This is a genomic window from Streptomyces sp. Ru72 (assembly GCF_002920635.1).
GTDB lineage: Bacteria > Actinomycetota > Actinomycetes > Streptomycetales > Streptomycetaceae > Streptomyces.
Map to the genome: position 1 here is coordinate 23,204 of NZ_PQSR01000004.1, position 24,548 is coordinate 47,751.

Here is a 24,548-nt window from a genome sequence, read left to right on the forward strand (position 1 = left end):
TGCTTCGACGGTCGGAACCCCAGTCGCGGCATACGCTTCAGGAAAGGGGCGTATGCGGAAGCGGGGCGGGCACCCGGACGCCGGACGGTTCTGAGCGGTGGCCGCATATGTCCTCAGCGCCACCGCCGTAGGAGGTACGCATGGATGACGAACCACTGCCCTCGCCTGGCAACGGCTAGATGCGCCTCGTCGCGGCGCCTCCGAAGGCCGTTCGTGGCGTCGCCGAAGGTGGGTGCCTCACTGCTCACCCCGACCGAGCAGCGCAGCTACCCCGCCGGCCGCGAAGGCGCGACCCGCATCCGTCTCACCATCGACCGGCAGGCGCGCCTCACACGGCTACGAAGCCCGCCGCCCCCGTCGGTGCCCGCACCGTCGGCCACGAGCCCGAGAGTGACAGCCATGACACTTCGTGAACGCAAGACCTACCGCCAGGCGATTCTCCGAGCCCTGTACGGGGCGGTCGAACGCAATCGTCCCGAGGTCAGCGGAGCGACACTCCGTGACGAGGTCTCTCTTCCCGACGCGGATCTCTCCGCAGCCTGCGCCTACCTGGCCGACGCGGGCCTGATCACCGTCGACTGGACATCGCACAAGACTCCCGCCACCGCCTCGCTGACCCATGAGGGCATCCGCTTCATGGAGGAGGAAGAAGAGTCGGCTGCATCGACTCAGGGTGACTGACGCGGCGCCCGGTCGCTCCCCACCGCAGGAGGTCGCGGACGAGGTCGGGCGCTGCCGCTGCGAGGGGTGGACGACGTGCTGCGCGGGTGCCGGCGGTCACGTCCGACTGCCTGCTGGCCACCGGCCGTCGCGCTCTTCGCGGGGGACGTGACCTTCATCGCGGTAGTGGAGGCGCGCCGCGCCCTTGCCTCAGGATGCGGGCTTCGTGCGTGCGCGATGCGTGAGCGGACTGCCCGGCACAGGGCGTCATACGGGGGATCGAGTACGCAGCTGCATGGCTGCCGACCAGGGCAAACAGCACTACGTAGCAGCGTTGAGCAGCCCCCGGCAAGGATTCGATCCCACTCCTAAAGCGGGTGTCGCAGGTTCGAATCCTGCCGGGGGCACAGCGCGTTACCGCTCTGACCTGGGGTTTCTCCCCCAGGGAGGGCTCCTATTCGGCCTCGGAGTCCTCGTCCGGGGCCGTTTGCGTGAGCGGTGTGTGAGCGGACGGAGAGTCGATCTCCGGAATTTCTCCTGACGGATCAGCATCATCCGGCACGGACTCCGGGCCGGGATGCTCTGGCTCCGCTTCGGGGGCGGTGTTCTCAGAGGTGGCGCGGGCGCGCGGGACGAGCCGGGCTGCGGCCTCGGCGATCGCCAGGTCGGCCTCGGGGAGCAGGCTCGTGTACGTGTCGGCCGTGACGGTGATCGAGGAGTGGCCGAGCATCTCCTGGATGTCCTTCAGGTCGGCCCCGGCCGCGTGGGCGAGGGTCGCTGCGCCGTGGCGGAGGTCGTGGAGCCGGACCGGCGGGAGGCCGATCTCCTCGTACAGCTCGATGAACCGCGGGTGAGGGTCTGCTGGGTTTCGCGGGTCAAGCGCAGCGGCCCGCCGTCGTCGGACACGCCCGTCCAGGCGTCGGCGGGGCAGGCTCGGGGGGGCGCTTGCGGGAGGGTGAGCGGGCCGAGCTGGAGCGACTGCGGGCCGAGGCCCGGGAGACGGACAAGCGCATCCGCGAGCTGAAGGAGACGGACAAGCGCATCCGCGAGCTGAAGATGGAGCGTGATGTGCGCCAGCGATTCGTGGCCTTGCGGGTGAAGTAGCTGAGGAAGACCCGGCCGTGGCGGCCAGGGTGATCAGCAGCTGCAAGGCCGAACAGATTCCGCACCGCATCGGCTGCCGGGCACTGGGCGTGTCCAAGTCCTGGTTCTACAAGTGGCGCGATCGTGAACCGGCCGCACGTGCGGTGCACCGGCAGCACTTGGCGGAAGAGATCGAGGAGATCTTCCAGCGATCCGGGAACACTTACGGTTCGCCGAAGGTGTTCATCGAGCTGGTCCGGCGCGGCCGGCGAGTGTCGGGGAACACGGTCGCCAAGGCCATGGCGGTGAATCCCCTCGATCTGCGACCGGCGCTATGCGCTCATCGGCAACTGAATGCCCCGGCACCTCCAGCGAAAGCCTCGCCCGGGCGAATCGTTGCTGGAGTGTGTAGATCGGCTTGTGTACGACGGCGGACCTCTTCGACGCTGACGTCCGGGGCGAGTTCGGCAAGAACCAGACCGTCTGGGGTGACGTCGATGACGGAGAGGTCGGTGATGATGCGCTGGACGCAAGCCAAACCGGTCAGCGGCAGGGTGCATTCCGTGACGATCTTGGGAGTGCCGTCTTTGGCGTTGTGGTCGGTGAGGGCGATGACTTTGCGCGCTCCGTGTACGAGGTCCATGACGCCGCCCATGCCCTTGATCATCTTGCCGGGGATGGTCCAGTTGGCGAGGTCGCCGTTCTGAGAGACCTGCATGGCTCCGAGGACGGCGACGTCGATGTGGCCGCCGCGGATCATGCCGAAGGAGAGGGCGGAGTCGAAGTAGGCGGCGCCGGGGAAAGTAGTGACGGTTTCCTTGCCGGCGTTGATGAGGTCGGGGTCGACGTCGGTTTCGGCGGGGTAGGGGCCAGTTCCCAGGATGCCGTTCTCGCTGTGGAGGACGACGTGGATGCCGGGGGGAAGGTGGTTGGGGATGAGGGTGGGCAGTCCGATGCCGAGGTTGACGTAGGCGCCGTCGGGGAGTTCGGCGGCGGCGCGGGCTGCCATCTGCTGGCGGGTCCAGGGCATCAGTTCTCTCCGGCTTCGTGGGTGGAGCGCACCGTGCGCTTCTCGATTCGCTTGCCGCCGGCGGGGACGGGGCCGATGACCCGGTTGACGAAGATGCCGGGGAGGTGGACCGCTTCGGGCGGGATGGTGCCGGGCTCGACGAGTTCTTCGACCTCGGCGATCGTGATCCGTCCGGCCATAGCTGCGAGTGCGTTGAAGTTGCCCGCGGCACGGCGGAAGACCAGGTTGCCGTGGCGGTCCCGCGCGCGGCGCGCACCAGCGCGTAGTCGCAGGTGATGGCTTCTTCCAGGACGAACGTCCTGCCGTTGAAGGAGCGTGTCTCCTTGGGTGGTGAGGCGGTGGTGATGCCTCCGGCTCCGTCGTATCGCCAGGGCAGCCCGCCGTCGGCTATCTGCGTGCCGACGCCCGCGGGGGTGTAGAAGGCGGGGATGCCGCAGCCTCCGGCGCGCAGACGCTCGGCGAGGGTGCCCTGGGGGATGAGTTCGAGCTCGATCTCCCCGGCCAGGTACTGGCGGGCGAACTCCTTGTTCTCACCGACGTAGGAGCCGGTGACACGGGCGATGCTTCCGGCGCCGAGCAGCACACCGAGACCCGCGTCGTCGACGCCGCAGTTGTTGGAGACGACGTGCAGTTCGCCGGCGCCTTGGTCGTGCAGGGCGCCGATGAGGGTTTCGGGGATGCCGCCACAGCCCGAACCCTCCGACAGCCAGTGAGGCTCCGTCAGGAATGTCGGCGACGGCCGACTCGGCGGTCTCGATCACCTTGTCCACGTCTGTCGTGGTCCTTCCTTGAAGAGCCTTCGCCCCGAGCGTGCCGGGGCGAAGGCTCGTGTGTGCGTCGGTGGGCTCAGCCTGTATGGGCGGTGGAGCGCTCCGCGTCCGGTATCTCATCGCCGAGGACTCGGCGCCGCTGGTGGACGACGCCTGCGAGGACCGCGACGGCGGTGACCAGCAGGGTGAGGAAGAGCGAACGGCTGGTTGAGGCATGCATCGCCATGCCGCCGATGATGGTCAGCAGTGCCGCCAGCACGAGCAGGTTCAGGTGGGGGAAGCCCCGCATGCGCAGGGTGAGCAGGTGCGGCGCCTCCCGCTCTATGCGAACGCGGGCACGCAGGTGGGTCACGGTGATGGCCACGTAGATGACGACCGCGATGGATCCGGAGGAGTCCAGGAGGAACTCGAAGACGCTGGTGGTCGGCAGGAAGTAGTTGGCCACGACGGTGGCCAGTCCGACGCTGGAGGCCAGCAGGACGCCGGCGGCGGGGCAGCCGTTGGAGAGGGTGCGGCCGAACACCTTGGGCGCCTCGCCGCGCCGGGCGAGGCTGTAGATCATGCGCGAGGAGGAGTACAGGCCGGAGTTGAGGCAGGACAGCACGGCGGTCAGGACGATGAAGTTCATGACAGGCGCGGCGTAGGGGATGTCCAGGTGTTCCAGCACGGCCACGAACGGGCTCTTGGTGACGGCTGTCGAGTTCCAGGGCAGGAGGGTGACCACGATGGCGATGGCGCCGATGTAGAAGAGCAGGATGCGCCACACGACGCGCGCATGCCGGCGCGGACGGCCTCGGCGGGGTGCTGGGCCTCGCCGGCGGCGATGGTGATGGCCTCGGTGCCGAAGTAGGAGAAGAACACCACCAGGGACGCTTGGAGCACCGGCAGCCAGCCGTTGGGGGCGAATCCGCCGTGGCCGGTCAGGTTGCCCAGGCCCGGCGAATCACTGGAAGGCGCGGCGCCGAGGATGGCGGCGAGTCCGATGAGCAGGAAGGCCACGATGGCAGCCACCTTGATCATGGCGAACCAGAACTCGAAGCGCCCGAACGACTCCACGCGGGAGAAGTTGACGGCCATGAGGGCCGCCATGATGACCAGTGCGGCGAGCCAGGTCGGAACCCCGGGGAGCAGTTGGTTGGCGATGGCCGCCCCGGCGATCGCTTCGAAGCCGATGACAACGCACCAGTGGTAGGCGTAGAGCCAGCCCACCGACAGGCCGGCCCACCGGCCGAGTTCGCGGCCCGCGTAGCTGGAGAACGAGCCGGTCTCCGGCTGGGCGACCGACATCTCGGCGAGCATGCGCATCACCAGGACGACCAGCGCGCCGATGAGCGTGTATGCGATCAGCACCGCGGGGCCGGCCAGATGGATCGCCTTGCCGCTGCCGACGAAGAGGCCCGCGCCGATGACGCCGCCGATGGCGATCATCGTCAGTTGCCGGTTGGCCAGGGCGCCGCGCAGATGCACGGAGCCACTGCCACCAGGGGGTGTGCTCATGAGGGGCCTCCTGGGCCGAATGCGGATGCGGAGTGCGCGCAGACCAGCCACTACGCAATGAAACTTGCATGACTTAGTACGCAGGCAAATCTGTTTCGCGTCAAGGGCCTGGATCGAGGTTCGAGTACGCCGTCGCTCGCGATTCCGGACCCTGACGGCACCCCTCAGGGCACCCCTTACCAGGAAGAATGAAGAGTGCAAGCACACTTGCATTCCATGTCGACGACGCAATGAACGTGCGCCACTCAGGAGCGAGGGCCGCGCACGCAAGCCCCGATGATGGCCCCCGGAGGCAAGAAAGATCCCCGGCACCTCTTCGGGGTGGCAAGGTGCCGGGGTCTTGGGTCCACCCGGGCAACGGCGCGTGAACCGAGCGGGGCCTGCAGGGGCGACCACCCCTTGTGTGCAAATTAAACTGCACTGCAAGATGTGGCGGCAAGTTGATTTTTAATCAACGGGGCTTGCGCGTCCTACCCGGACCGCGTGCTTGACGAAAGGTGCAGCATGGGCGCTCACGTGCGCGAGCAGGAGTTCGCGGGACTGCGGTGGCTGGTGGTCGGCGGGGGGCGGGAAGAGGTCTTTGCGGCGCCCGCAGTCTTTGATGCTGACCAACCTCCGAGGCGATCTGGGCACCGATGACGGCTCGGGCTGCACCGATCTGGGGTGGCGCCGCTCGCGCTCGTACGTCGCACACAACGAGGACGGGGCCCCGGCGCTGGAGGGCCGGCTGATGCTGCTGACGCTGCTCATCGACGGCGACGCCCCCGTGACCACCCAGTGGTACCCGGGCTTCCTTCCCTCCAACACCTACACCGCCACCGGACACGGGCTGGTGTGGGGCATCAACCACATCCAGGCCACACGCCCCGCTCTCGCGGCCGGCCGTCACTTTGTCGCCCGAGCACTACAGCAGGCCCCCGACCTGGAGGCCGCCGTACACCTCCTCCGCACCGTCCCCTCCGCCGGCGGCTTCGCCTACACCATCGGAGAGCGTGAGAGCGGCCGGGTGGTCGAGGCCGTCGCCGGACGGTCGGCGGTGGTCGAGGTCCAGCCCACCCATCCGCTCCAGTGGCACACCAACCACCTGCGCCACCACCCCCTCCCTCCGGACGTACCGAGCACGCAGCCGTCCTCAGGTGTCGGCAGCCTCGGGCAGCGGGCCGCCGGCAGTCTGGGAGGGTATGAGGAGAGCCAGGCCCGCGGCAAAGTCCTCGACGGACTCGACGTGCCGGACCGGGAGCCGTCCGTCGACTGGTTCCTGGACACGCTGACGTCGGCCCCTCTGCCCCACGGTGTCTACCGCACGGCCGCCGGCTCCGACCCGCTGATGACCCTGTGCACCACTGTCACCGACCTCGACGCGGACAGCATCACCCTGCGCATTCCCGGTCACCCATCCGCCACCTTGCCGTTGTCCGCCTACGTACGCGGCAACACCGACGCACGGTGACCCTCACGACTGTCCCGTCACCGGGAGACAATCGTTGGCATGGCCTCTCAACCGCAGTCTTCGCCGCAGACCTACGACGAACTCCTTTCCGTCCTGCATCAGCGCGGGGACACCCTGACCCGTGCACAGCGCCTCCTGGCCGACCGGGTGATGGCCGACCCCGAGGGCGTGGCCTTCATGACGGTCTCGGAGCTCGCTGCCACTGTCGGCGTGAACGAGGCCACCGTCGTCCGGTTCGCCACAAGCCTGGGCCTGGACGGCTACCCGGGCCTGACCCGGCTGTGCCGTGAACGGCTGCGCGAGCAGGCCCAGCTGCTGCGCCGCTACAACCAGCTCCAGCAGTTCACCGCCGAGGGGGGCGACCCGCTGCAGCGGGCCGTCGCCCTCGACCAGGCCAACATCGCCCGCACCTTCGCGCGCATCAATCCCGAAGACTGGCAGGCCGCCGTCAAGGCCCTTGCCGACAGCCCTCGCGTCCACGTGATGGGGCTGCGTAAGTGCTACGCCCCTGGCTACCTGCTGGGCTACCTCCTGCGCATGCTCCGCGAAGAGGTGCACACCGTCACGGGCGCCGCCGGCAGCCTCACCGACGAACTGCGCCGCGTCCGGGAGGGGGACTGCTTCGTGGCGATCTCCATCCACCGCTACAGCGCCGAGACCGTCAAGGCCGCCGCCTGGGCCCACTCCCGCGGCGCCTGGTGCCTGGCGCTGACCGACAACCCGTCATCGCCTCTGGCCACCACCGCCGATCAGGCGTTCTACATCGACGCCACCGGGCCGTTCGTGCTGAGGTCCCTGAGCGCCTTCACTTCCCTCGTCCAGGCGCTGGCCACAGGTGTGGCCCAGGCCCGCGGACACGAGGCCCGTTCCACCCTGCTGCGGGAAGAGGAGCTGCTCGAGACGTTCTCCGTCTACGAATCCCGGGAGAAGTGAGAACGCGGAAGGGGGACAGCATGTACTGTCCCCCTTCCGCATCCCGCGGTGCCGGCCGCTCAGCCGTGCTGCGTCAGGCTCCTCAGCGCGCCGCGCAGGTGCTCCAGCGAGGAAGCTATCCACGGCAGCGACACCGGGTCGTCGCTGTCCAGCGCCTTCCAGCGCTCAGAGGCGGACTCCCCGTACAGCAGGCTGGTCGCCACCCGCACGCGCAGGCCGTCCGGAGTGTCGCCGAACGCCTCACCGGCCAGGACGCCCACGCCGTGGCGCTCCAGCAGCGCATCGGCCAGCGACACTCCGCCCTCGATGCCCTGAGCGGCCAGGATGGGCCGTAGCGGCTCGAAGTCGGGATACAGGTAGAAGCCGGCCTCCGGCCTCCGGCACACGGCGCCGGCGGCGATGAACTCGGCGTGCACCGCCTGCGCCACGGCGGCATGCAGGCGCCGCGACTGCGCGATGTGGGTCACCAGCTCCGGCGGGTCGTGCAGCACATGAACGGCCACCGCCTGCATGGGTGCGGCCAGGCTCGACCAGATCTCACTGGCCACCCCGACCAGATCGTTCATCAGACTCTGCCCCCAGGCGCCCTGCGGCACCCGGGCCATGCCGATCCGCCAGCCGCCCAGTGCCATCGACTTGCTCAGACCAGTGGTCACCACCGTGCGCTGCGGCAGGAAATCCGTGGCGCTGGGCGCCTGTCCGTCATGGACCAGGTCAGCGTAGATCTCGTCCGCGATCACCACGAGCCCCCACTTCTCGGCGATCGCGCATACCTCCCGCACATGGTCCTCCCGCGCCACCGTGCCGGTCGGGTTGTCAGGCACGGTCAGCACGAGAATCCCCGGCCGGGCACCGGTCGCCCGCGCCGCTTCCAGCGCCTGCTCCAGCAGCCGCGGATCCGGCACGCCGCCGGCCTCGGCCGGTATGGGAACGTCGATCGTCCGCTTCGCCGCCAGCGATGCCTGGGCCGCGTAGCTCACCCACGACGGGCAAGGCAGCACGACATCTCCGGGCAGCGCCAGCATGAGAGCGAAGAGCAGCGGCTTGCTGCCCGGCGCGAACACCACCTGGTCCGGCTCCGTGTTCAAACCCCGGCGCGAGAACCAGCCGGCCGCAGCCTCCCGTGCCTCCACCGACCCGACGACAGGGCCGTAACTGTTGCGTCCGACCGCCCCGGCCAGCACCGCAGCCACCGAATCCGGCACCGGCAGACCTGCCTCGCCGAAACCCAGATGCAGCACCGTCTGGCCTGCGGCCCGACGGGCCGCCAGTGTCTCGTTGATCGCCAAGGTCGCCGAATGCATCGTCACGGCGCCCACACTCCTCACTAGCTCGACAGAGTCAGGCAATATCTCCTGCGTTCGGCAGAGTACGTGCAAATCAATTTGCACACAAGGGAGGGGGACACCCCATCGAGTGCCGGTCCGCCCTGCAGGCCACCCACCACGTAGTTCAGGCACGCGAGTCAGCTCACGACATCCATCCCGCGCTGACCTCACGGCACGCCAGCGGGCCGTCACGACATCACGAGCGCGGTGGACCGCCGATCTCCCCTACTCCGGCGTGGCCCGCACGGGCGTGATCCCCACACCGCCGGCGATCAGCAGAGCGCCTGGGCGAGGAGTGAGCCAGAGAGCAGCGTGCCGGACGGATGGCGGACAGTACGCTGAATCCAGCGGGATCGGGCCCGCAGCACAGCGTCCAGGAGGTGCTTCATGACGGCCGAGATGGTGGCCCCGGCATGGATGCATGAGCAGATCACGGCGGAGGAGTACGACTCCTGGTCCGAGGAGCAGTGCGCCGGTATCGAGATCGTGGACGGGATGGTCGTCGTGAGTCCGAGCGCGTCCAAGCGGCACAACCGGCTCGCTCGGATTCTGGCGAACGCCCTGGATGCCGCCGCGGGCCCGGAGTGGAACGCCGACACGGACTTCGACGTCCGGCTTCAGGACGTCCCGCTCACCAATCGCCGCCCGGACGTCATCGTGTATCGCGCAGACACGATCGACATCACCCCCACCCGCCCTGAGCACGTGCTGCTGGTCGCGGAGGTGGTGTCACCAGGGTCGGAGACCACCGACCGGATCGTGAAGGTCGACCAGTACGCCAAGGCAGGCATCGGCTTCTACTGGCGGATGGAGCAGGCCGCGACAGGCGTTCCTCTCGTGTACACCTACGTTCTCGACCCCGCCACGAAGACCTACCGGGACGGAGACGTGTTCACCGGCATCCTCAAGGTAGCGGCTCCCTTCCCGGTGGAGATCGACCTCGGCAAGCTCTGACCATGCACTGCTTGGCAGTCCGCGACGCGTGAGCAATGCGTGAGCGCACTGCCCGATACACGGCGGCATGAGCCGGATCAAGTGGCTCGCCACACGGTTCTGACCAGGGGAAACAGCACCGAGCGGCAGCGCCAGGCAGCCCCCCGGCAGGGATTCGATCCCACTCCTGAAGCGGGTGTCGCAGGTTCGAATCCTGCCGGGGGCAGGACGCGTTACCGCTCCGAACTGGGTTTCTCCCCCAGGGAGGGGTTCTAACCGGCCGACGTCGTGGGTGAGACCTGCCCTGGTCGCGCTGCGCGGCCGAGGCGGGGTGCCGGGCGGCCATGCCCGGCGGCCCTTTGCACCACGGCCCGTCCAGTTTTCGTTATCGGCCTCGCCCCCGCCCGTCTCCATGGCATGCATGCGACACGACAGATCAGCCGCCGCACCATGCTCAAGGCCACGGGCGCCGCAGCCGGAGCCGTCGGCCTCGCCACCGTCGCCACCCCCTCGGTGGCCGCTGGCGGGGCCTTCGCGCACCCCGGCCTCCTCCACACCGGCGCCGACCTCGCCCGTATGGCCGCCAAGGTGAAGGCCGGCGCCTCGCCCTACACCGCCGGGTACGCGAAGCTGACCGCCAACCGGCATTCGCAGAGCGGCTGGACGCCCAATCCGCAGACCATCGTGTACCGGGGCGTGGAACTGCGCCCCCGCAGCACGTGGCCGCAGAACTACGGGATCCTCTACAACGACATCCACGCCGCGTACCAGAACGCCCTGCGCTACCACGTCAGTGGTGACAGCGCCCACGCCGACACCGCCGTCGCGATCCTCAACGCCTGGTCGGCGAAGCTGACGAAGGTCGACGGCAGCGCCGACCGGTTCCTGGCCGCCGGGATATACGGGTACCAGGCCGCCAACGCAGCCGAACTCGTCCGCGACCACCCGGACTTCGAGCTCGGCCGGTTCCAGAAGATGCTGCTCGACGTCTTCTACTCGGTGAGTGAGGACTTTCTCGTCCGCCACAACGGCACTCCCACCCCCCACTACTGGCCCAACTGGGACCTGTGCAACATGGCCTGCGCGCTGGCCACGGGCATCTTCTGCGACGACCGGGCCAAGGTCGAGCGGGCCGTCGAGTACTTCAAGAGCGGCGACGGCATGGGCTCGATCAAGCACGCCATTCCGGTCGTGCACGACGACGGGCTCGCCCAGTGGATGGAGGCCGGGCGCGACCAGGGGCACTCGCTGATGGGCGTCGGCCTGATGGGCACCATCTGCGAGATGGCCTGGAACCAGGGCATCGACCTGTACGGCTACGACGACAACCGCTTCCTCAAGGGCGCCCAGTACGTGGCCAAGTGGAGCCTGGGCGGGAATGTGCCGTACACGCCCTACGCCAGCCTGGACCGTCGGCCGGGGATCCAGCACCCCACCAACGTCGCCCCCGCCGACCCCGCGCAGATGCGGCCGGTCTGGGCCATGGTCGCCAACCACTACACCAAGCGACGCGGGCTGTCCGCCACCTACCTCACGCAGATCGCCGCCAAGGCCGCGCCCGAGGGCGGCGGCGGGGACTACGGGCCCAACAGCGGCGGGTTCGACCAGCTCGGCTTCGGGACGCTGGCGTTCACGCGGGACAAGGCGACGGACACCAAGGCCACACCGACGTCCGCCACTTCACCCTCGGTCACCGCCTCCGACTCGCGGCCCCAGACGGCGGCCACCGCATCGGCCTCCGCTTCCGCCTCCACCACCGCGGGGGGCGGCCTCGCCGCGACCGGCTCCGGCGAGATCGTCGGGTGGACGGCCGCCGCGGGCGTCACCGCCATCGCCGGCGGCCTGCTCTTCCTGCGCCGCCGCGACCGGGGTCGCCACGGGGCGTCGTAGGACGATGCACCACATTCCCGGGGTCCTCTACATCCGGCCCTGGCCCCTGGACCCCGGCCTGCGGCCCTACACTCCCGGCACCCGCGAGACCGCATGGATCAACACCCCGGCCCGACGGTGTACGTGCCGGGTGCGGTGCCCTGCGGCAGTGGGCTGTCGCCGGGACAGCGGGTGGACCTCCAGTGGGAAGCCCCCGGCTTCAAGCAAGACGGGTGCGGCTACCGGGCAGTGAGCCTCGTGCCTCGGTCGGCCTGACGTCCGGGCCCGACGTCGACGACGCTAGAGGTTCTGTCAGTCGCTCTCCCGGTAGTTCATGAACCAGTGGGTGTCGAAATAGCGGGCCATCGTGAACCGGTGGTGCGGGTCGATGAGAACGCGGCAGACGAACTCCGCGGCCTGGCAGTCGAAGGGGACGTCCTTGTTGTCGAAGGTCCGGACCACGACGGGCCGGCGGTCGGGGTCGTCGCCGTCGGCGCCTCGAGCTGGTCGCGAGGCCGGTTATCCCGGAGCTGAAGGCCGAGATACGCCGCCGGCGTCGCCGTGGCCGCCCAGGCGGGCTTCAGACTGCTCGACGTGCCTGATCAGGGGTGAGGAGAGGGGGAGACCTACGCCCCGCAGACGTGGGTTCCACGGCCAAGGCCCGGGTCGGAGACCCGGGCCTTCTTGCTGTCCGGCGTGATCAGCTGTGCGCCCCCCACGGTCGGCGTGATCAGCTGTGCGCCCCCACGGTCGGCGTGTTCAGACCGTGGGGCGGCGCCGGAGGACTCCCGCCTCCTCCGGGAGGTGGCCTGTGCCGCCCAGGACGATCACTTGGAAGGCGGCGGCGACGTAGGCGGTCACGAAGCTGGAGATCCTGCGGGTGCTGTGCATGTCGGGTCACCTGCTTGCTCTCGGGTCTGTGGGCCGGTTCATCGAGCGCGCGCTCGGCGTCACCAGTTGATGGCGTCGTCCATCGACTGCTGCCAGTACGTGACCTTGAGCGAGTCGTCGACGTAGACACCCTTCGCGGGCAGCGAGGGGTGGGCGGCCGCGCCGACGCTCTCGTTGCCGGAGCGGCCGCGGAAGTAGACGGTCAGCGAGTTCACGGTGTGGCCGTTGGAACCGCTGCCGTCGGTGGCGGACAGGTTCACCGAGGCGTAGCCGGACTGGCCCGGCTCAAGCGTGACGACTGCCTGCGGCTGCGATTCCCGGATGACCGGAGGCACGGCCTGGGCCTCGCCGAAACGGACGGCCGGGTAGCCGTAGAGGAAGCAGCTCTTGCTGCCGGTGTTGGTCACCGTGAGCAGCATGTGGTTCACGGGGCGGTTCAGCGGGGCCGCGACCGTCTTGGTGTTGGACCCCTCGCAGGTGACTGGCTTGCCGGAGGAGACGGGCGCCTTCGACGCAGAGGTGTCCGCGGCGGGCCTCGTGGTGCCGGTGGCGGGCCTGGCCTCCGGGGAGGAGGAGCCGGAGCCGGAGCTGGAAGTCGAAGTTCCGGATGAGGAAGAGGCGCCGGCGGAGGAGTTACCGGCCGGCGCGGTGGTCGCCGATGCACCCTCGTTGCGGACGCCGCTGCCGTCGTTGCTGCGGTCAGGGAGAGCGCGGCGAGAACGACGGTAGCGGCGGCGCCGACGAGACGAGTGCGGGAGGTGCGGAGATTGGACATGTGGCCGTGCCCCTTCGGTGTTCGGGTGGAGGTGGTGATTGGATGACCGAAGCTTGTGGGGCGTTCTGTCCCAACTGCCAGGCACAGCGGGCAGTTGGGGACGCTGGAACAGCGAAACGCGCTCTGACCAGGGAGAAGGCAGCGGCCCTGGAACGCGGTACTGGAACACGAGGGGATGGGGGAACGGGTGTCGGGGGCAACAGGGGCCGGCGGAACGGAGGCGTTCGCGCACCTGCTGCGGGAGCTCAAGGACCGCTCGGGACTGAGCTACGGGGCGCTTGCCAAGCGGCTGCACATGAGCACGTCGACGCTGCACCGCTACTGCAACGGCACAGCGGTGCCCGTCGAGTACGCACCGGTGGAGCGCCTGGCCAGGATCTGCCGGGCAACGCCGGACGAGCTGGTGGAGTTGCACCGGCGCTGGATCCTGGCGGACGCGGCACGAGGGAACAGGGCCGAGCAGGCCGCGGCGACGGGTTCGGGACAGGGAGCCGGTTCGGCTGGTACGGCGGATACCGCCGATGCGGCGGAAACGGTCGATACGGCGGATCGAGGATCACCCGCACCGGACGGACGGGGCGAGGGCGAGGGGGAGAGCGACGACGAGGACGGTGAGCAGGTCGTCGTCGACGTGCCGCGCGAGCTCGCGCCGCCACGTCGTCGCCGTACCGTGCTGATCGCCTCGGTAGCGGTGGCCGCCACCCTGGGAGCCGTCGTGCTCACCGTGCGTCCGTTCGGCGTCGGGAACGACACCGGCGGCCGACAGGCGGCCGGTGCCACCGCCACGACCACCGGTACGGCCACCGGCATGACGGACGCCAAAAAGCCGTCCGCCTCCCCGTCCCCGAGCGCGAAGGACCACAAGCCGTCCGCACCGGCCTCCGCCGGCACCGCGTCCGAGGGTGCCGGATCCGGCTCCTCGAAGGACGGCGGCAAGCAGGGCGGGGCCCGGCGGCCCGGCGGCGGCGCCACCGGCGCCGCTCCTCTCACCGTCGCCACCCGTCCCTACGTCTACGACAACCCGTGCAGCCAGCATTTCCTCGTCAACAGCGAACCCGAGCAGGTGGGTCCGCCGGCGAACGAGCAGGACGCCCCGCGCTGGGCCGCCGCGTACGGGGCGGTGTCCTCAGGCGCGCAGGAGATCGCTCTCACCGTCCAGGGCACCGGCGAGGACACCGTCGTCCTGGAGGCGTTGCACGTCCGCGTCATCGCCAAGGGCGCGCCGCTCGCCTGGAACGACTACTCGATGGGCGTGGGCTGCGGAGGAAACGTCGACACCAAGTCGTTCGACATCGACCTCGACGACGGCAGTCCCACGGTCACCGCCAAGAACGGCCAGCGCGACTTCCCGTACAAGGTCAGCGAGTCCGACCCGGAGGTCTTCTACGTCACCGCCCACACCAAGGCCCACGACGTTCGCTGGGACCTCACCCTGGACTGGTCCAGCGGCAGCCGCCGCGGCACCGTCCACATCGACGACGGCGGCTCCTCGTTCCGCACCAGCGCCGACGTGGGCCGTCCGGGCTACGACTACCCGCTGGGCGGCAGCGAGTGGATCGAACGGACCGGCTGACAGGGCCCGGGATCAGCCCGGACCCGGCTCCGTGTCCTCACCGTTCTCCCCGCTCCCCGAGTAGAGGTGCTCCGGACGGCCGGCGGCGCCGTACCGCAGTTCGATGCGGATCGTGCCGTCCGCGGCAAGGTCGGCCAACGCTGGGCCGTCGGCCGGGAGATGCCCGGGCGTTCGGCGAGCGCGCTGGCGGTGATCGGGCCGTCGAGCGAGGCGACGGTGTCCGCCACGAGGTTCCCGGTGGGGGTGGCGCGCGGCCGGCGGGCGCGGGCGGAGCGGTCCGTGCCGTGCAGGGCGCGCAGCGGACCGCGGCGTACGGCCCGGTGCCGGGCTGCCGGGAGTCAGGCGGTCATCGCGTCGCGGACGAGCGCGGTGTCGACGAACTGCTCGAAGCGGACGATCAGGCCGCCGCGGACCACGAAGTGATGGGCGACGCGGACGTCGATCGGTTTGCCGGTCGCCTTGTTGGTCGCGGTGTAACGGGCCAGCGCGACGACGTTCTCGCCGTCGACGACGTAGGTGTCGTCGTGGGCGGTCCAGCCGTCCCAGTCCTGGCCGAGCCTCTCCATCACGTTCGATGTGACCCCCTCGGGGGTGCGGTAGGTACCGGCGAGCGGAAAACCGGCCATCTCCGTCCACTCGACCTCCGGGGCGAGCGTGGCGCGCAGCGCCTCCAGGTCGCCGGCCGCCGAGGCCAGGTACTGACGGCGCACGACGTCGGCCGGGGCGGCGGAGGTCGCGAAGTCGGTGCTGTCGTGCGTCATGGCGCTCAGCCCCACTTCATCTCGCCCTTGGCGACCTTGGCACCGATCTGAGCGGCGATCAGCATGCCGTTCTCCGGGTACCGCTTGACCAGCGCGTCCGTCAGCGCGGCGCCGTCGGCTGCCTTGCCGAGCTCCTCCTCGAAGGCGAGAAGGTACGCGCGGGTGGCGGTGATGGCGGAGCCGTCGGCGGGGGTGCCGGGCAGCCGGTGGCCGGGCACGACCAGTTCCGGCTCGAGCGCGGCCATCTCGTCCAGCAGCTCGACCCAGGCCGCACGGTCGCCCGGGGTGGGCGTGTCGGCGACCCACACGTGTTCCTTCTGGAACAACAGGACGCCACCGAGGATCGCGCGCCGATCGGCCTGCCACAGGTGGTGCCGGTCGGGCAGCCCGGCCGGGCCGCCCTTGAGCTCGAAGCGATGGCCCTCCAGGGTCAGGTCGCCGTTCAGCGGCTGCAACTCGACCAGGCGGGTGGGGAGGTTGGGGCCGAGGGCCGCCCACGCCTTGAGCTTGCCCTCGTAGGAGTGCTTGATGTGCTCGATGACGATCGGGGTGGCGACGAACTTCGCCTCCGGGAAGGCATCGGCGATCACTTCGGCACCGAAGTAGAAGTCGGGGTCGCCGTGGCTGACGAACACGGTGGTCAGCTTCCTGCCCGAGTCGAGGATCTCGGCGGCCAGGCGGTGGCCGTCGGCCCGGGTGAAGCCGGCGTCGACCAGCAGGGCCTCGTGCTCGCCGGTGACGAGGGTGGCGGTCTTGTTCTTGCTGCCGGCCGGGAAGTCCAGGTCGAGGACCTTGAAGGAGAGGGTGCTCACTTTTGACTCCTTGCGGGGAGGGGTGGTCGGGGACGGTGGAAGCTCAGTGAGTACGAAGAGCCGCGAGGCGCCGGTCCACTTCCTCGGCGGTGGCGTGGCCATGGGCCAGCGCGGCGACACGGTCGCCGTCGACGGCGAGGAGGGTGGGGAAGCCGGTGACGCCCAACGACACGGCCCGGTGGAAGTCGGCTTGCGCCGCCACCCGCGACTTGGCACCTTCGAAGGCGGCGACCACGGCGTCGGCGTCCAGGCCGGCCTCCTCGGCGACCTTCCGTTAGGTCCCGGGGTCGGAGAGGCTGCGGCCGTCGACGTAGAAGGCCCTCTGCAGTGCGATGGCCAGTTCCGCCGCACGGGCGGGAGCGGCCTGGCGCAGGGCGGCGACCCCGCGTGCAGCGGCTTCCGAGTCCATGACGAACGAGCCGTCGGCGATCAGCCGCTCATACGCCTCGCCGAACTCGGCACCGGTCAGCTCGGCGATCTTGGCGTTCGCGCCCTGGACGTAGCCGAACTCGCGGATCGGCGTCCGGCGTGATCCGGTGAACAGCCCGCCGGACACGACCTCGACCGGCAGTTCGGGGTGATGGGAGACGACCTCGCTCAGCGTTCCGGAGAACCCGTGCGACCAGCCGCAATAGGCGTCGAAGACGTAGACGAGCTTCATCGAAGGCCTCGACAGGGGTGCGGCGCCCGCCGGACGCGGGCGATTCGCCTGAGAAAACAGTAACTGACTAGTCAGATATTCCGGTGTGACCGCTGCCACACCCCTGCCTCTGCGGCCATGACGGCAGCGGCACCGCCGACTGCTCGACGTCAGGGCAGCCGCGGCAGGACGTCCCGCGCCGCATGACTCAGGATCCGGAGATCCTCGGCGAACCGGTCACGATGCGCCGGCGGAAGCGGCGCCAGGAAGAAACGGCGGATGTTGTCCACATGCACGCGGGAAGCGGCCACGGTGGCCTCCGCACCCTTCCGGGTCAGGCGTACCAGCCGTCCTCGCCGGTCGCCGGGGTCCTCGGCCCGCTCGACCAGCCCGGCCGCCTCCATGCGGTCCACCAGCCGAGTCGCGCCCCCGGTGGTCAGCACCTGCTCCTGGGCGATGGCCCGCATCGACAGCCCCGGCTCGCCGGCGCGCCCCAGGATGAGCAACACCTCGTACATGAGATGGCTGATTCCGCACTCCTGTTCCAGGGACCGCCCCAGGATGTACTCCAGCCGGTTGGCAGCCCCCTGCAGCCGCCCGAAGGCCAGGACGAGCGCGTTGTTCGCGGCATCCTGCGGCGTCGAAATCTCCAGCTGTTCGTCCACGACCCCGGGACCCCTCTCGTCGTACCCGCCCCCATGCCGTTCGATCATCCCCCACAGCAGCCTCTGCCCGGTCCTGCGTCGGCCGTGCCACGGACACGGGATGCGCTTCGGCACGCCGAGGCAGCAAGCGGGCCCTCGGTGGCGACCAGGACATGGCCTCACCGCTCTCAGCGGTTGCCTCTCAGCAGGGCGGTGACCCGGCTCAGCCATCCCGCGCGGGGCCGGTTGTCCCTGTCCATCAGGAAGCGGGCTGTCCGTAGCGGGTCACGCGGGGACCGGCCCATCTGGTGGCGTCGCCAGTAGCGGGCCACTCTCCGCTCCAGGTCGGCCCGGTCACTTCTGGCGGTCCTGGTCAGAACGACCCGGCCTTCCGGCCCCTCGGGAGCGGTCAGCACCAGCACGCGACCCTCCGGTGAGTACGCCGCCGTGTACTCACCCTCCGAAACGTCCATCGCCTCAAGGTAGTTCGTGGCATGCGCGAAGGATTCGAAGACGATCAGGTCTTCCTCTTGGTCGAAGACGAGCACGGTTTCGGGCGGGAGTTCCACACCGATCACTCTGGCAGCCGCTTCCGTCGCGCCGCACCGGAAATACGCGGCGTCTCAGGCGGGTGCCGGCCCCTGCACCGGCCCCCTGCCCAAGCACCCTCCCGGCCGTCCTCCCAGCCGGACGGCCGAGGGCGTCCGGCCGCAAGCCGATCGACGTTCAACTTATTGACATGGACGCACCCCGATGCGACGGTGAGAGCGCTCTCAAAAAGGTACGGACCAACCTCCCCCAACTCCCCCCACGGAGGTGGAGCGTGCTCAGCAGGCTCACTCACCGGCTCCTTGCGCCGACAGCGGCGGCCACGCTGCTCGCGGCATTCCTCGCGCTGCACTCGGCCCCGTCCGCCGCCGCGGCGGTCCCCGACACCATCCCCCTGAAGCTGACCAACAACTCGGGACGCAGCGAGCCGGTCCACGTCTACGACATCGGCACCCTGCTCTCGACGGGACAGCAGGGCTGGGCGGACGCGAACGGCACCTTCCACGCCTGGCCCGCCGGCGGCAATCCGCCGGCACCCGCGCCCGACGCGTCCATCCCCGGCCCCGCGGCCGGACAGTCGAAGACCATCCAGATCCCCAGGTTCTCCGGCCGCATCTACTTCTCCTACGGCCGGAAGCTGGTGTTCAAGCTGACCACGGGCGGCCTGGTACAGCCGGCCGTGCAGAACCCGAGCGACCCCAACCGCGACACCCTGTTCAACTGGTCCGAGTACACGCTCGACGACTCCGGCCTGTGGCTCAACAGCACCCAGGTGGACATGTTCTCGGCGCCCTACGCGGTCGGGGTGAAGCGCGCCGACGGGAGCACGGCCAGTACCGGCCACCTCGAACCGGGCGGCTACAACGGCTTCTTCGAGGCCCTGCGTGGACACTCGGGCGGCTGGGCCGACCTCATCCAGACCCGGTCGGACGGCGCCGTGCTGCGAGCCCTGTCGCCAGGGCACGGCCTGGAGACCGGTGCCCTGGCGGCGTCCGTCATGGACGACTACGTGGGCCGCGTCTGGCAGAAGTACGCGACGACGACCCTCACCGTCACGCCGTTCGCCGACCAGCCGAACACGAAGTACTACGGGCGCGTGTCGGGCAACGTCATGAACTTCACCAACGCATCCGGTGCGGTCGTCACCAGCTTCCAGAAGCCGGACGCAGACAGCGTCTTCGGCTGCCACAAGCTCCTCGACGCACCCAACGACCAGGTGCGCGGGCCGATTTCACGGACGCTGTGCGCGGGATTCAACCGCTCCACCCTCCTGGTCAACCCCAACCAGCCGGATACGAGCACGGCGAACTTCTACCAGGACTCGGTGACCAACCACTACGCCCGCGAGATCCACGCCCGGATGACCGACGGCAGGGCCTACGCGTTCGCCTTCGACGACGTCGCGAACCAGGAGTCACTCGTCCACGACGGCAGTCCGCACCAGGCCTACCTGACCCTCGACCCGCTCAGCTGACACCGATCCCGGGGCCGCCGCACCCGGTGCGAGCGAGCCGGGGACGACCAGCCGGGCGAGTCGCGGCCGCCTCCGGGCGGCCCGGCCCGATCAGGGCATCGCGTCCAGGAACGTCAGCACGGACGCGTCCTCCTCGATCAGCGGGGCGAGGGCGGCGTTGAACGGGGCGCCGTACGGAGCCTTCAGATGCGCCTGGAAGGCGTCCTCGTCCCGGTACACCTCGAAGATCCAGAAGGCGCGCGGGTCGGACGCCTTGGTGTACACGTCGAAGGCGAGGTTGCCGTCCTCCTCGCGCACCTTCTGGGCGTACTCCCCCAGCAGACCGGCCACGTCGGCCTCCGCGCCCTCACGGGCGGTGAACTCGGCGAACAGGGTCTTCTTCACGGTGTCGCGTCCTTGCGTCGTCGTTGTGGCCGTTCGACGGCACCGGGGCCACTGGTCTGGATCACGCCGTCCTCCACCCGCAGAGGGCAGACGTGCGCGCGGACGCCACCGAAGCCCACGTCACCGCAGTGGGTACGGCACACGCCCGCCCCCGGCATGTCATCGCCGACCTATGTCATCGATGACATCGAAGGGTCCGACGATGATGCGGGCAACACGGCCCACGCGTCAACGGGTTCGGCGACCGCGGCGGACGTTGCCGATTTGTGACGAGCACAAGGCATTGACGTTGCCGGGAGCGGAGTCCATCATCCTCGGCAAGCAAGCAGTGTCAACGATGACATATGTCAACGATGACACCTCGGGACGGCATGCTTCGATGCCGGCCGCGCCGACCGCAATCCCGCAGGAGTCGTTCATGTCTCGCACCACTCGTCTGTCCCCCTCCCTCCTCAGAGTCGCCGCGTGCACCGGCATCGCAGCCCTCACCCTGACGGCCTGCGGTTCCGGCTCCGGTTCCGGCTCGGCGAGCGCGGGCTCCGGCTCGGGCAAGGGCGTCAAGGTCGGTCTGATCACCAAGACCGACACCAACCCGTTCTTCGTGAAGATGAAGGAGGGCGCGGAGAAGGCCGCCAAGGAGGACGGCGTCCAACTGGTCACCGCGGCGGGCAAGTTCGACGGGGACAACGCCGGTCAGGTCACCGCCATCGAGAACATGGTCGCCTCCGGGGTCAAGGGCATCCTGATCACCCCGAGCGACTCCAAGGCGATCGTGCCCGCGATCCAGAAGGCCCGCGCCAAGGGCGTCCTGGTGATCGCCCTGGACACCCCGCCCGAGCCGCAGAGCGCGGTCGACGCCCTCTTCGCGACCAACAACTTCAACGCCGGCCAGCTGATCGGCCAGTACGCCAAGGCCGCCATGAAGGGCAAGGCCGCGAAGATAGCCACGCTCGACCTCGCGCCGGGCGTCTCCGTCGGCGTCCAGCGGCACGACGGCTTCCTGAAGGGCTTCGGCGCCACCGGCAAGGACGTCGTCTGCTCCCAGGACACCGGCGGCGACCAGGCCAAGGGCCAGACCGCCATGGAGAACTGCCTGCAGAAGGCGCCCGACATCAACGTCGTCTACACCATCAACGAGCCCGCGGCCCTGGGGGCTTACACCGCGCTGAAGGCCAAGGGCCGGGAGAAGGACGTCCTGATCGTCTCCGTCGACGGCGGCTGCACCGGCACCCAGGCGGTCAAGGACGGCAAGATCGCCGCAACCTCGCAGCAGTACCCGCTGAAGATGGCCGCCGACGGCGTCAAGGCGGTCGCGACGTTCGCCAAGGACGGCACGAAGGCGTCCGGCTACACCGACACCGGCGTCACCCTGATCACCGACAAGCCGCAGGCCGGGGTCACGTCCAAGGACACCGGGTTCGGCCTGCAGAACTGCTGGGGCTGAGCCGCCCCGAGGACCGTTCGACACCGCCTCTTCCCTCAGCGGGGCGGCCGGCCCCACACCTCCCCGACCGTGGGACGGCCGCCCCCTTGTCTTCCGACAAGGACTTCGCATGACCGCCACGTCCACCACCACGCCGTACGCCGAGCTCAAAGGACCGACGACGGCCCGCAGAGTGCTGACGGCACCGACGACCGGCCCGCTGGCCGCCCTCCTGCTGGCCTGTGTCTTCTTCTCCCTGACGACCGATCAGTTCCTCTCCGGGGGGAACTTCTCCCTGATCGTCCAGCAGGTGATGGTCGTCGGCACCCTCGCCATCGGGCAGACCTTGATCATCCTCACGGCGGGCATCGACCTGTCGTGCGGGGCCGTGATGGCGTTCGGCAGCATCCTGATCGCCAAGATGGCGGCCCAGGGCACCCTGCCACCCCTCCTCGCCATCGCTCTGGGCATCGCCGTCTGCGGCGGGTTCGGCCTGGTCAACGGGATGCTGGTGCAGAAGGTCCCGCTGCCGCCGTTCATCGTGACCCTCGGCATGCTCAACGTGGCGTTCGCGCTGACCCACATCTACTCCCAGGAGCAGACCGTCACCAACCTGCCCGGACCGCTGACGGCCCTCGGGCAGACCTTCCCGCTCGGCAGGACCGACATCACCTACGGCTCCCTGGTCACCATCGCCCTGTTCCTGCTGCTCGCCTACGCGCTGAGCAGCACGGCGTGGGGCCGGCACGTCTACGCCCTCGGCAACAGCTCCGAGGCCGCCCGGCTCAACGGCATCCGCAACTCCCGGCTGACCGTGGGCATCTACACCGTCGCGGGCCTGCTGTACGGCATCGCCGCGCTGCTGCTCATCTCGCGCACCGGAGTCGGCGACCCCCAGGCGGGGCAGACCGACAACCTGGACAGCATCACCGCCGTGGTCCTCGGCGGCACCAGCCTCTTCGGTGGACGCGGTTCGGTGCTCGGCACGTTCATCGGCGTCCTCATCGTCGGCGTCTTCCGCAACGGCCTGCAGCTGATGGGCGTCGCCTCCATCTACCAGACCCTGATCACCGGCGTCCTGGTGATCCTCGCGGTGACCGTCGACCAGATCTCCCGGAAGAAGGCCCGATGACCGCCACCTCTCCCACCCCCGTTCTGCAGGCCCGCGGCCTGGTCAAGCGCTACGGTCACGTCACCGCCATCGACGGCGCCGACTTCGACCTGCTGCCCGGCGAGGTCCTCGCGGTCATCGGCGACAACGGCGCCGGCAAGACCAGCCTCATCAAGGCCCTCACCGGCGCGGTGATCCCGGACGCGGGCGAGATACGCCTGAACGGTGAACCCGTCACCTTCTCCGGTCCGCAGAGCGCACGCGCCCACGGCATCGAAACCGTCTACCAGGACCTCGCCGTGGCGGCCTCCATGGACATCGCCTCCAACATGTTCCTCGGCCGCGAACTGCGCCGCCCCGGCCTCCTCGGCAGCGCGTTCCGCATGCTCGACAAGAAGCGGATGCGCCAGGAGGCCGCCGAGCACATGGCCGACCTGAAGATCGGGCTTCGGTCGCTCACCCAGGCGGTCGAGACCCTCTCCGGCGGCCAGCGCCAGGCCGTGGCCGTCGCCCGGGCGGTCGCCTGGGCCCGTACGGTCGTCGTCATGGACGAACCCACCGCCGCCCTCGGCGTCAAGGAGTCCGGCCAGGTCCTGGACCTCATCCGTCGCGTCCGCGACAAGGGCATGCCGGTCGTCCTGATCAGCCACAACATGCCCCATGTCTTCGAGATCGCCGACCGGATCCACGTCCACCGGCTGGGCAAGCGGGCCGCCCTGATCAAACCCTCCGACTACTCCATGGCGGAGGTCGTCGCCATCATGACCGGCGCGCTCACCGTCGATGAGGCCGGCGGTACCGTCGTAGCGGATTCCGAGGCGGCCAAGGCCGCCGGCGTCCAGGCCAACTGACTTGACAGTCTTGTCGGTTCCGGCCGGTCGAGCGGCCGGGACCGACGAGCCCACACGGAACGGTCCTCCATGGCAGCGAACCGCCGACCCACCCTGGCCGACGTCGCCCGAGAAGTCGGCGTCAGCGCCAAGACGGTCTCCCGCGTCCTCAACGCGGACGGACCCGTCTCGGACCGGACCAGGCAGCAGGTGCTCGCCGCCGTGGCCAGGCTCGGCTTCCAGCCGAACCTCATGGCGCGCAACATCCGCGTGGGCGGACCCGACACCACCATCGGACTGGTCGTCCCGGACCTCGGCAACCCGTTCTTCGGGGCCGTGGCCGGCGGCATCGAGGACACGGTGCGCGACCGCGGTCTGACCCTGCTGATGGGTTCCTCCGCGGACGATCCCGGCCGCGAGCACGCGTTGACGGACCAGTTCCTCGCCCGGCGCGTCAGCGTCCTGATGGTGGTGCCGTCCGTCGGCGCCGACCACTCCCACCTCAAGGCCCATCGTGCCGCGGGGCTGCCCGTGGTCTTCGTCGACCGCCCGGGGGCGGGCCTGTCCACGGACAGCGTCGTCAGCTCCAACCGTGCAGGTGCCCAGGAGGGTGTCGCCCATCTGATCGCCCACGGCCACCGGCGCATCGGTTTCATCGGTGACCTGCCCGTCAAGCTGTACACACGCCGCGAACGCCTGGCCGGATACCGCTCGGCCCTTCAGGAAGCCGGCCTCGCCTACGACCGCGCCCTGGTCACCAGCGCCCACGACCCCCAGGCGGCCGCCGCCGCGACCTCGCGCCTGCTCGACCTGGCGGACCCGCCCACGGCCCTGTTCGCCGGCAACAACTTCGCCGCCCTGGGGATCGTCGCCGAACTCTCCCGCAGCAAACGGAAGGACGTGGCGGTCGTCGCGTTCGACGACCTGCCGCTCGCCGAGGTACTGGAGCCGGCCCTCACCGTCGTCGCCCAGGACCCGGGAGAAATCGGCAGGGCGGCGGCGGCCACCGCCCTGGCACGACTCGACGGCGACCGCTCCCGCACCCGCACCATCACCGTCCCCACCCGACTGATCGTCCGGGGCTCGGGCGAGTGCCCTGCCCCTGTGATGCAGAAGGCGTGACCCTCT

23 protein-coding genes, 2 tRNA genes and 7 pseudogenes are annotated in these 24,548 nt (G+C 69.6%); 16 read left to right on the forward strand and 16 right to left on the reverse strand.

Annotated features, from left to right (window positions below):
• Nucleotides 1-399 precede the first annotated feature (399 nt).
• Together C3488_RS03040 and C3488_RS40355 are read left to right on the forward strand one after the other, a co-directional pair.
• Nucleotides 400-681 carry a hypothetical protein gene (locus C3488_RS03040; RefSeq protein ID WP_103837725.1) on the forward strand — a complete coding sequence of 94 codons (282 nt, stop codon included), beginning with the start codon at nucleotides 400-402 and terminating at the stop codon, nucleotides 679-681.
• A gap of 320 nt (nucleotides 682-1,001) precedes the next feature.
• Nucleotides 1,002-1,067, forward strand: a tRNA-Phe gene (locus C3488_RS40355).
• A gap of 47 nt (nucleotides 1,068-1,114) precedes the next feature.
• Here C3488_RS40355 and C3488_RS42500 read toward each other — a convergent pair.
• Nucleotides 1,115-1,390 (reverse strand): hypothetical protein, encoded by a 276-nt coding sequence (locus C3488_RS42500; RefSeq protein WP_258053273.1) that lies wholly within the window; start codon nucleotides 1,388-1,390, stop codon nucleotides 1,115-1,117.
• Nucleotides 1,391-1,399: 9 nt separating this feature from the next.
• Nucleotides 1,400-1,591 (reverse strand): annotated as a pseudogene (locus C3488_RS42505) (hypothetical protein); the annotation flags it as partial.
• A 14-nt stretch (nucleotides 1,592-1,605) separates the two neighbouring features.
• Here C3488_RS42505 and C3488_RS40360 point away from each other — a divergent pair.
• On the forward strand, nucleotides 1,606-1,764 hold the full coding sequence (locus C3488_RS40360) for a hypothetical protein (RefSeq protein ID WP_181138863.1): 159 nt from the start codon (nucleotides 1,606-1,608) through the stop codon (nucleotides 1,762-1,764).
• A gap of 143 nt (nucleotides 1,765-1,907) precedes the next feature.
• A pseudogene (locus tag C3488_RS42510) lies at nucleotides 1,908-2,039 on the forward strand (IS3 family transposase); the annotation flags it as partial.
• Nucleotides 2,040-2,083: 44 nt separating this feature from the next.
• Here C3488_RS42510 and C3488_RS03050 read toward each other — a convergent pair.
• From C3488_RS03050 to C3488_RS03060, 3 genes and pseudogenes are all read right to left on the reverse strand, one after another.
• Complete coding sequence (locus C3488_RS03050) at nucleotides 2,084-2,773, reverse strand: CoA transferase subunit B (protein WP_103837726.1); 690 nt, start codon at nucleotides 2,771-2,773, stop codon at nucleotides 2,084-2,086.
• A pseudogene (locus C3488_RS03055) lies at nucleotides 2,773-3,543 on the reverse strand (CoA transferase subunit A). The gene C3488_RS03050 and the pseudogene C3488_RS03055 overlap by 1 nt, the downstream one beginning before the upstream one ends.
• 76 nt (nucleotides 3,544-3,619) lie before the next feature.
• Nucleotides 3,620-5,253 (reverse strand): annotated as a pseudogene (locus C3488_RS03060) (amino acid permease).
• A gap of 388 nt (nucleotides 5,254-5,641) precedes the next feature.
• Here C3488_RS03060 and C3488_RS03065 point away from each other — a divergent pair.
• Together C3488_RS03065 and C3488_RS03070 are read left to right on the forward strand one after the other, a co-directional pair.
• On the forward strand, nucleotides 5,642-6,490 hold the full coding sequence (locus C3488_RS03065) for a C45 family autoproteolytic acyltransferase/hydolase (RefSeq protein WP_103837727.1): 849 nt from the start codon (nucleotides 5,642-5,644) through the stop codon (nucleotides 6,488-6,490).
• A gap of 39 nt (nucleotides 6,491-6,529) precedes the next feature.
• Complete coding sequence (locus C3488_RS03070; protein ID WP_103837728.1) at nucleotides 6,530-7,423, forward strand: MurR/RpiR family transcriptional regulator; 894 nt, start codon at nucleotides 6,530-6,532, stop codon at nucleotides 7,421-7,423.
• A 59-nt stretch (nucleotides 7,424-7,482) separates the two neighbouring features.
• Here the strand turns inward: C3488_RS03070 and C3488_RS03075 are convergent, their stop codons facing one another.
• Complete coding sequence (locus C3488_RS03075) at nucleotides 7,483-8,712, reverse strand: pyridoxal phosphate-dependent aminotransferase (RefSeq protein ID WP_308460652.1); 1,230 nt, start codon at nucleotides 8,710-8,712, stop codon at nucleotides 7,483-7,485.
• A 426-nt stretch (nucleotides 8,713-9,138) separates the two neighbouring features.
• On the opposite strand from C3488_RS03075, the gene C3488_RS03080 reads away from it, so the two are divergent.
• The 4 genes and pseudogenes from C3488_RS03080 to C3488_RS41260 all read left to right on the forward strand — a co-directional run.
• Nucleotides 9,139-9,705, forward strand: coding sequence for a Uma2 family endonuclease (locus C3488_RS03080; RefSeq protein WP_103837729.1), 567 nt, complete (start codon nucleotides 9,139-9,141; stop codon nucleotides 9,703-9,705).
• Between the two features lie 138 nt (nucleotides 9,706-9,843).
• A tRNA-Phe gene (locus C3488_RS40365) sits at nucleotides 9,844-9,910 on the forward strand.
• 191 nt (nucleotides 9,911-10,101) lie between these two features.
• A complete protein-coding gene (locus tag C3488_RS03085; RefSeq protein ID WP_107528738.1) occupies nucleotides 10,102-11,574 on the forward strand; it encodes an alginate lyase family protein in 1,473 nt (490 codons plus the stop codon).
• Nucleotides 11,575-11,727: 153 nt separating this feature from the next.
• Nucleotides 11,728-11,829 (forward strand): annotated as a pseudogene (locus tag C3488_RS41260) (cold shock domain-containing protein); the annotation flags it as partial.
• A 36-nt stretch (nucleotides 11,830-11,865) separates the two neighbouring features.
• On the opposite strand, the gene C3488_RS03090 reads toward C3488_RS41260, so the two are convergent.
• The 3 genes and pseudogenes from C3488_RS03090 to C3488_RS03095 all read right to left on the reverse strand — a co-directional run bounded on the left by C3488_RS03090 (nucleotide 11,866) and on the right by C3488_RS03095 (nucleotide 13,219).
• Nucleotides 11,866-12,015, reverse strand: coding sequence for a hypothetical protein (locus C3488_RS03090; RefSeq protein WP_258053262.1), 150 nt, complete (start codon nucleotides 12,013-12,015; stop codon nucleotides 11,866-11,868).
• 297 nt (nucleotides 12,016-12,312) lie between these two features.
• Nucleotides 12,313-12,444 carry a hypothetical protein gene (locus C3488_RS41265; RefSeq protein WP_258053263.1) on the reverse strand — a complete coding sequence of 44 codons (132 nt, stop codon included), beginning with the start codon at nucleotides 12,442-12,444 and terminating at the stop codon, nucleotides 12,313-12,315.
• A gap of 59 nt (nucleotides 12,445-12,503) precedes the next feature.
• Nucleotides 12,504-13,219: pseudogene (locus C3488_RS03095) on the reverse strand (DUF4232 domain-containing protein).
• 187 nt (nucleotides 13,220-13,406) lie between these two features.
• Here C3488_RS03095 and C3488_RS03100 point away from each other — a divergent pair.
• Nucleotides 13,407-14,792 (forward strand): helix-turn-helix transcriptional regulator, encoded by a 1,386-nt coding sequence (locus C3488_RS03100; protein WP_258053264.1) that lies wholly within the window; start codon nucleotides 13,407-13,409, stop codon nucleotides 14,790-14,792.
• A gap of 12 nt (nucleotides 14,793-14,804) precedes the next feature.
• On the opposite strand, the gene C3488_RS41270 is transcribed toward C3488_RS03100, so the two are convergent.
• From C3488_RS41270 to C3488_RS03125, 6 genes and pseudogenes are all read right to left on the reverse strand, one after another.
• Entirely contained in the window at nucleotides 14,805-14,930 is a 126-nt protein-coding gene (locus C3488_RS41270; RefSeq protein ID WP_258053265.1) for a hypothetical protein, read from the reverse strand.
• 200 nt (nucleotides 14,931-15,130) lie between these two features.
• Nucleotides 15,131-15,553: a nuclear transport factor 2 family protein gene (locus tag C3488_RS03105; protein WP_103837828.1), complete on the reverse strand. Its 423-nt coding sequence runs from the start codon at nucleotides 15,551-15,553 to the stop codon at nucleotides 15,131-15,133.
• Between the two features lie 5 nt (nucleotides 15,554-15,558).
• Nucleotides 15,559-16,365 (reverse strand): MBL fold metallo-hydrolase, encoded by an 807-nt coding sequence (locus C3488_RS03110; protein WP_103837732.1) that lies wholly within the window; start codon nucleotides 16,363-16,365, stop codon nucleotides 15,559-15,561.
• Nucleotides 16,366-16,408: 43 nt separating this feature from the next.
• Nucleotides 16,409-17,026 (reverse strand): annotated as a pseudogene (locus C3488_RS03115) (DsbA family protein).
• 149 nt (nucleotides 17,027-17,175) lie between these two features.
• Nucleotides 17,176-17,670 (reverse strand): MarR family winged helix-turn-helix transcriptional regulator, encoded by a 495-nt coding sequence (locus C3488_RS03120; RefSeq protein WP_103837829.1) that lies wholly within the window; start codon nucleotides 17,668-17,670, stop codon nucleotides 17,176-17,178.
• Between the two features lie 167 nt (nucleotides 17,671-17,837).
• Nucleotides 17,838-18,218, reverse strand: a complete 381-nt coding sequence (locus tag C3488_RS03125; RefSeq protein ID WP_146067826.1) for a hypothetical protein — start codon at nucleotides 18,216-18,218, stop codon at nucleotides 17,838-17,840.
• Between the two features lie 254 nt (nucleotides 18,219-18,472).
• Between C3488_RS03125 and C3488_RS03130 the strand changes: the two genes are divergently transcribed.
• A complete protein-coding gene (locus C3488_RS03130; RefSeq protein ID WP_258053266.1) occupies nucleotides 18,473-19,672 on the forward strand; it encodes a glycoside hydrolase family 64 protein in 1,200 nt (399 codons plus the stop codon).
• A 90-nt stretch (nucleotides 19,673-19,762) separates the two neighbouring features.
• On the opposite strand, the gene C3488_RS03135 is transcribed toward C3488_RS03130, so the two are convergent.
• The gene (locus C3488_RS03135; RefSeq protein WP_103837735.1) at nucleotides 19,763-20,056 is read right to left on the reverse strand and encodes a putative quinol monooxygenase; all 294 of its coding nucleotides are present in this window, start codon (nucleotides 20,054-20,056) and stop codon (nucleotides 19,763-19,765) included.
• A 418-nt stretch (nucleotides 20,057-20,474) separates the two neighbouring features.
• On the opposite strand from C3488_RS03135, the gene C3488_RS03140 reads away from it, so the two are divergent.
• From C3488_RS03140 to C3488_RS03155, 4 genes are all read left to right on the forward strand, one after another.
• Nucleotides 20,475-21,500 (forward strand): sugar ABC transporter substrate-binding protein, encoded by a 1,026-nt coding sequence (locus C3488_RS03140; RefSeq protein ID WP_103837736.1) that lies wholly within the window; start codon nucleotides 20,475-20,477, stop codon nucleotides 21,498-21,500.
• Between the two features lie 109 nt (nucleotides 21,501-21,609).
• Nucleotides 21,610-22,611 (forward strand): ABC transporter permease, encoded by a 1,002-nt coding sequence (locus tag C3488_RS03145; RefSeq protein WP_103837737.1) that lies wholly within the window; start codon nucleotides 21,610-21,612, stop codon nucleotides 22,609-22,611.
• Nucleotides 22,608-23,441 (forward strand): ATP-binding cassette domain-containing protein, encoded by an 834-nt coding sequence (locus C3488_RS03150; RefSeq protein WP_103837738.1) that lies wholly within the window; start codon nucleotides 22,608-22,610, stop codon nucleotides 23,439-23,441. Before C3488_RS03145 ends, C3488_RS03150 begins: the two co-directional genes overlap by 4 nt.
• A gap of 69 nt (nucleotides 23,442-23,510) precedes the next feature.
• Nucleotides 23,511-24,542 (forward strand): LacI family DNA-binding transcriptional regulator, encoded by a 1,032-nt coding sequence (locus C3488_RS03155; RefSeq protein ID WP_103837739.1) that lies wholly within the window; start codon nucleotides 23,511-23,513, stop codon nucleotides 24,540-24,542.
• Nucleotides 24,543-24,548: the final 6 nt, after the last annotated feature.

Bases quoted from the DNA above. Each gene is read 5' to 3' on its own strand.
- C3488_RS03040 (WP_103837725.1), top strand. From the start codon at position 400: ATGACACTTCGTGAACGCAAGACCTACCGCCAGGCGATTCTCCGAGCC.
- C3488_RS42500 (WP_258053273.1), bottom strand. From the start codon at position 1,390: ATGCTCGGCCACTCCTCGATCACCGTCACGGCCGACACGTACACGAGC.
- C3488_RS03050 (WP_103837726.1), bottom strand. From the start codon at position 2,773: ATGCCCTGGACCCGCCAGCAGATGGCAGCCCGCGCCGCCGCCGAACTC.
- C3488_RS03065 (WP_103837727.1), top strand. From the start codon at position 5,642: ATGCTGACCAACCTCCGAGGCGATCTGGGCACCGATGACGGCTCGGGC.
- C3488_RS03070 (WP_103837728.1), top strand. From the start codon at position 6,530: ATGGCCTCTCAACCGCAGTCTTCGCCGCAGACCTACGACGAACTCCTT.
- C3488_RS03080 (WP_103837729.1), top strand. From the start codon at position 9,139: ATGACGGCCGAGATGGTGGCCCCGGCATGGATGCATGAGCAGATCACG.
- C3488_RS03085 (WP_107528738.1), top strand. From the start codon at position 10,102: ATGCATGCGACACGACAGATCAGCCGCCGCACCATGCTCAAGGCCACG.
- C3488_RS41265 (WP_258053263.1), bottom strand. From the start codon at position 12,444: ATGCACAGCACCCGCAGGATCTCCAGCTTCGTGACCGCCTACGTCGCC.
- C3488_RS03105 (WP_103837828.1), bottom strand. From the start codon at position 15,553: ATGACGCACGACAGCACCGACTTCGCGACCTCCGCCGCCCCGGCCGAC.
- C3488_RS03140 (WP_103837736.1), top strand. From the start codon at position 20,475: ATGTCTCGCACCACTCGTCTGTCCCCCTCCCTCCTCAGAGTCGCCGCG.
- C3488_RS03145 (WP_103837737.1), top strand. From the start codon at position 21,610: ATGACCGCCACGTCCACCACCACGCCGTACGCCGAGCTCAAAGGACCG.
- C3488_RS03150 (WP_103837738.1), top strand. From the start codon at position 22,608: ATGACCGCCACCTCTCCCACCCCCGTTCTGCAGGCCCGCGGCCTGGTC.
- C3488_RS03155 (WP_103837739.1), top strand. From the start codon at position 23,511: ATGGCAGCGAACCGCCGACCCACCCTGGCCGACGTCGCCCGAGAAGTC.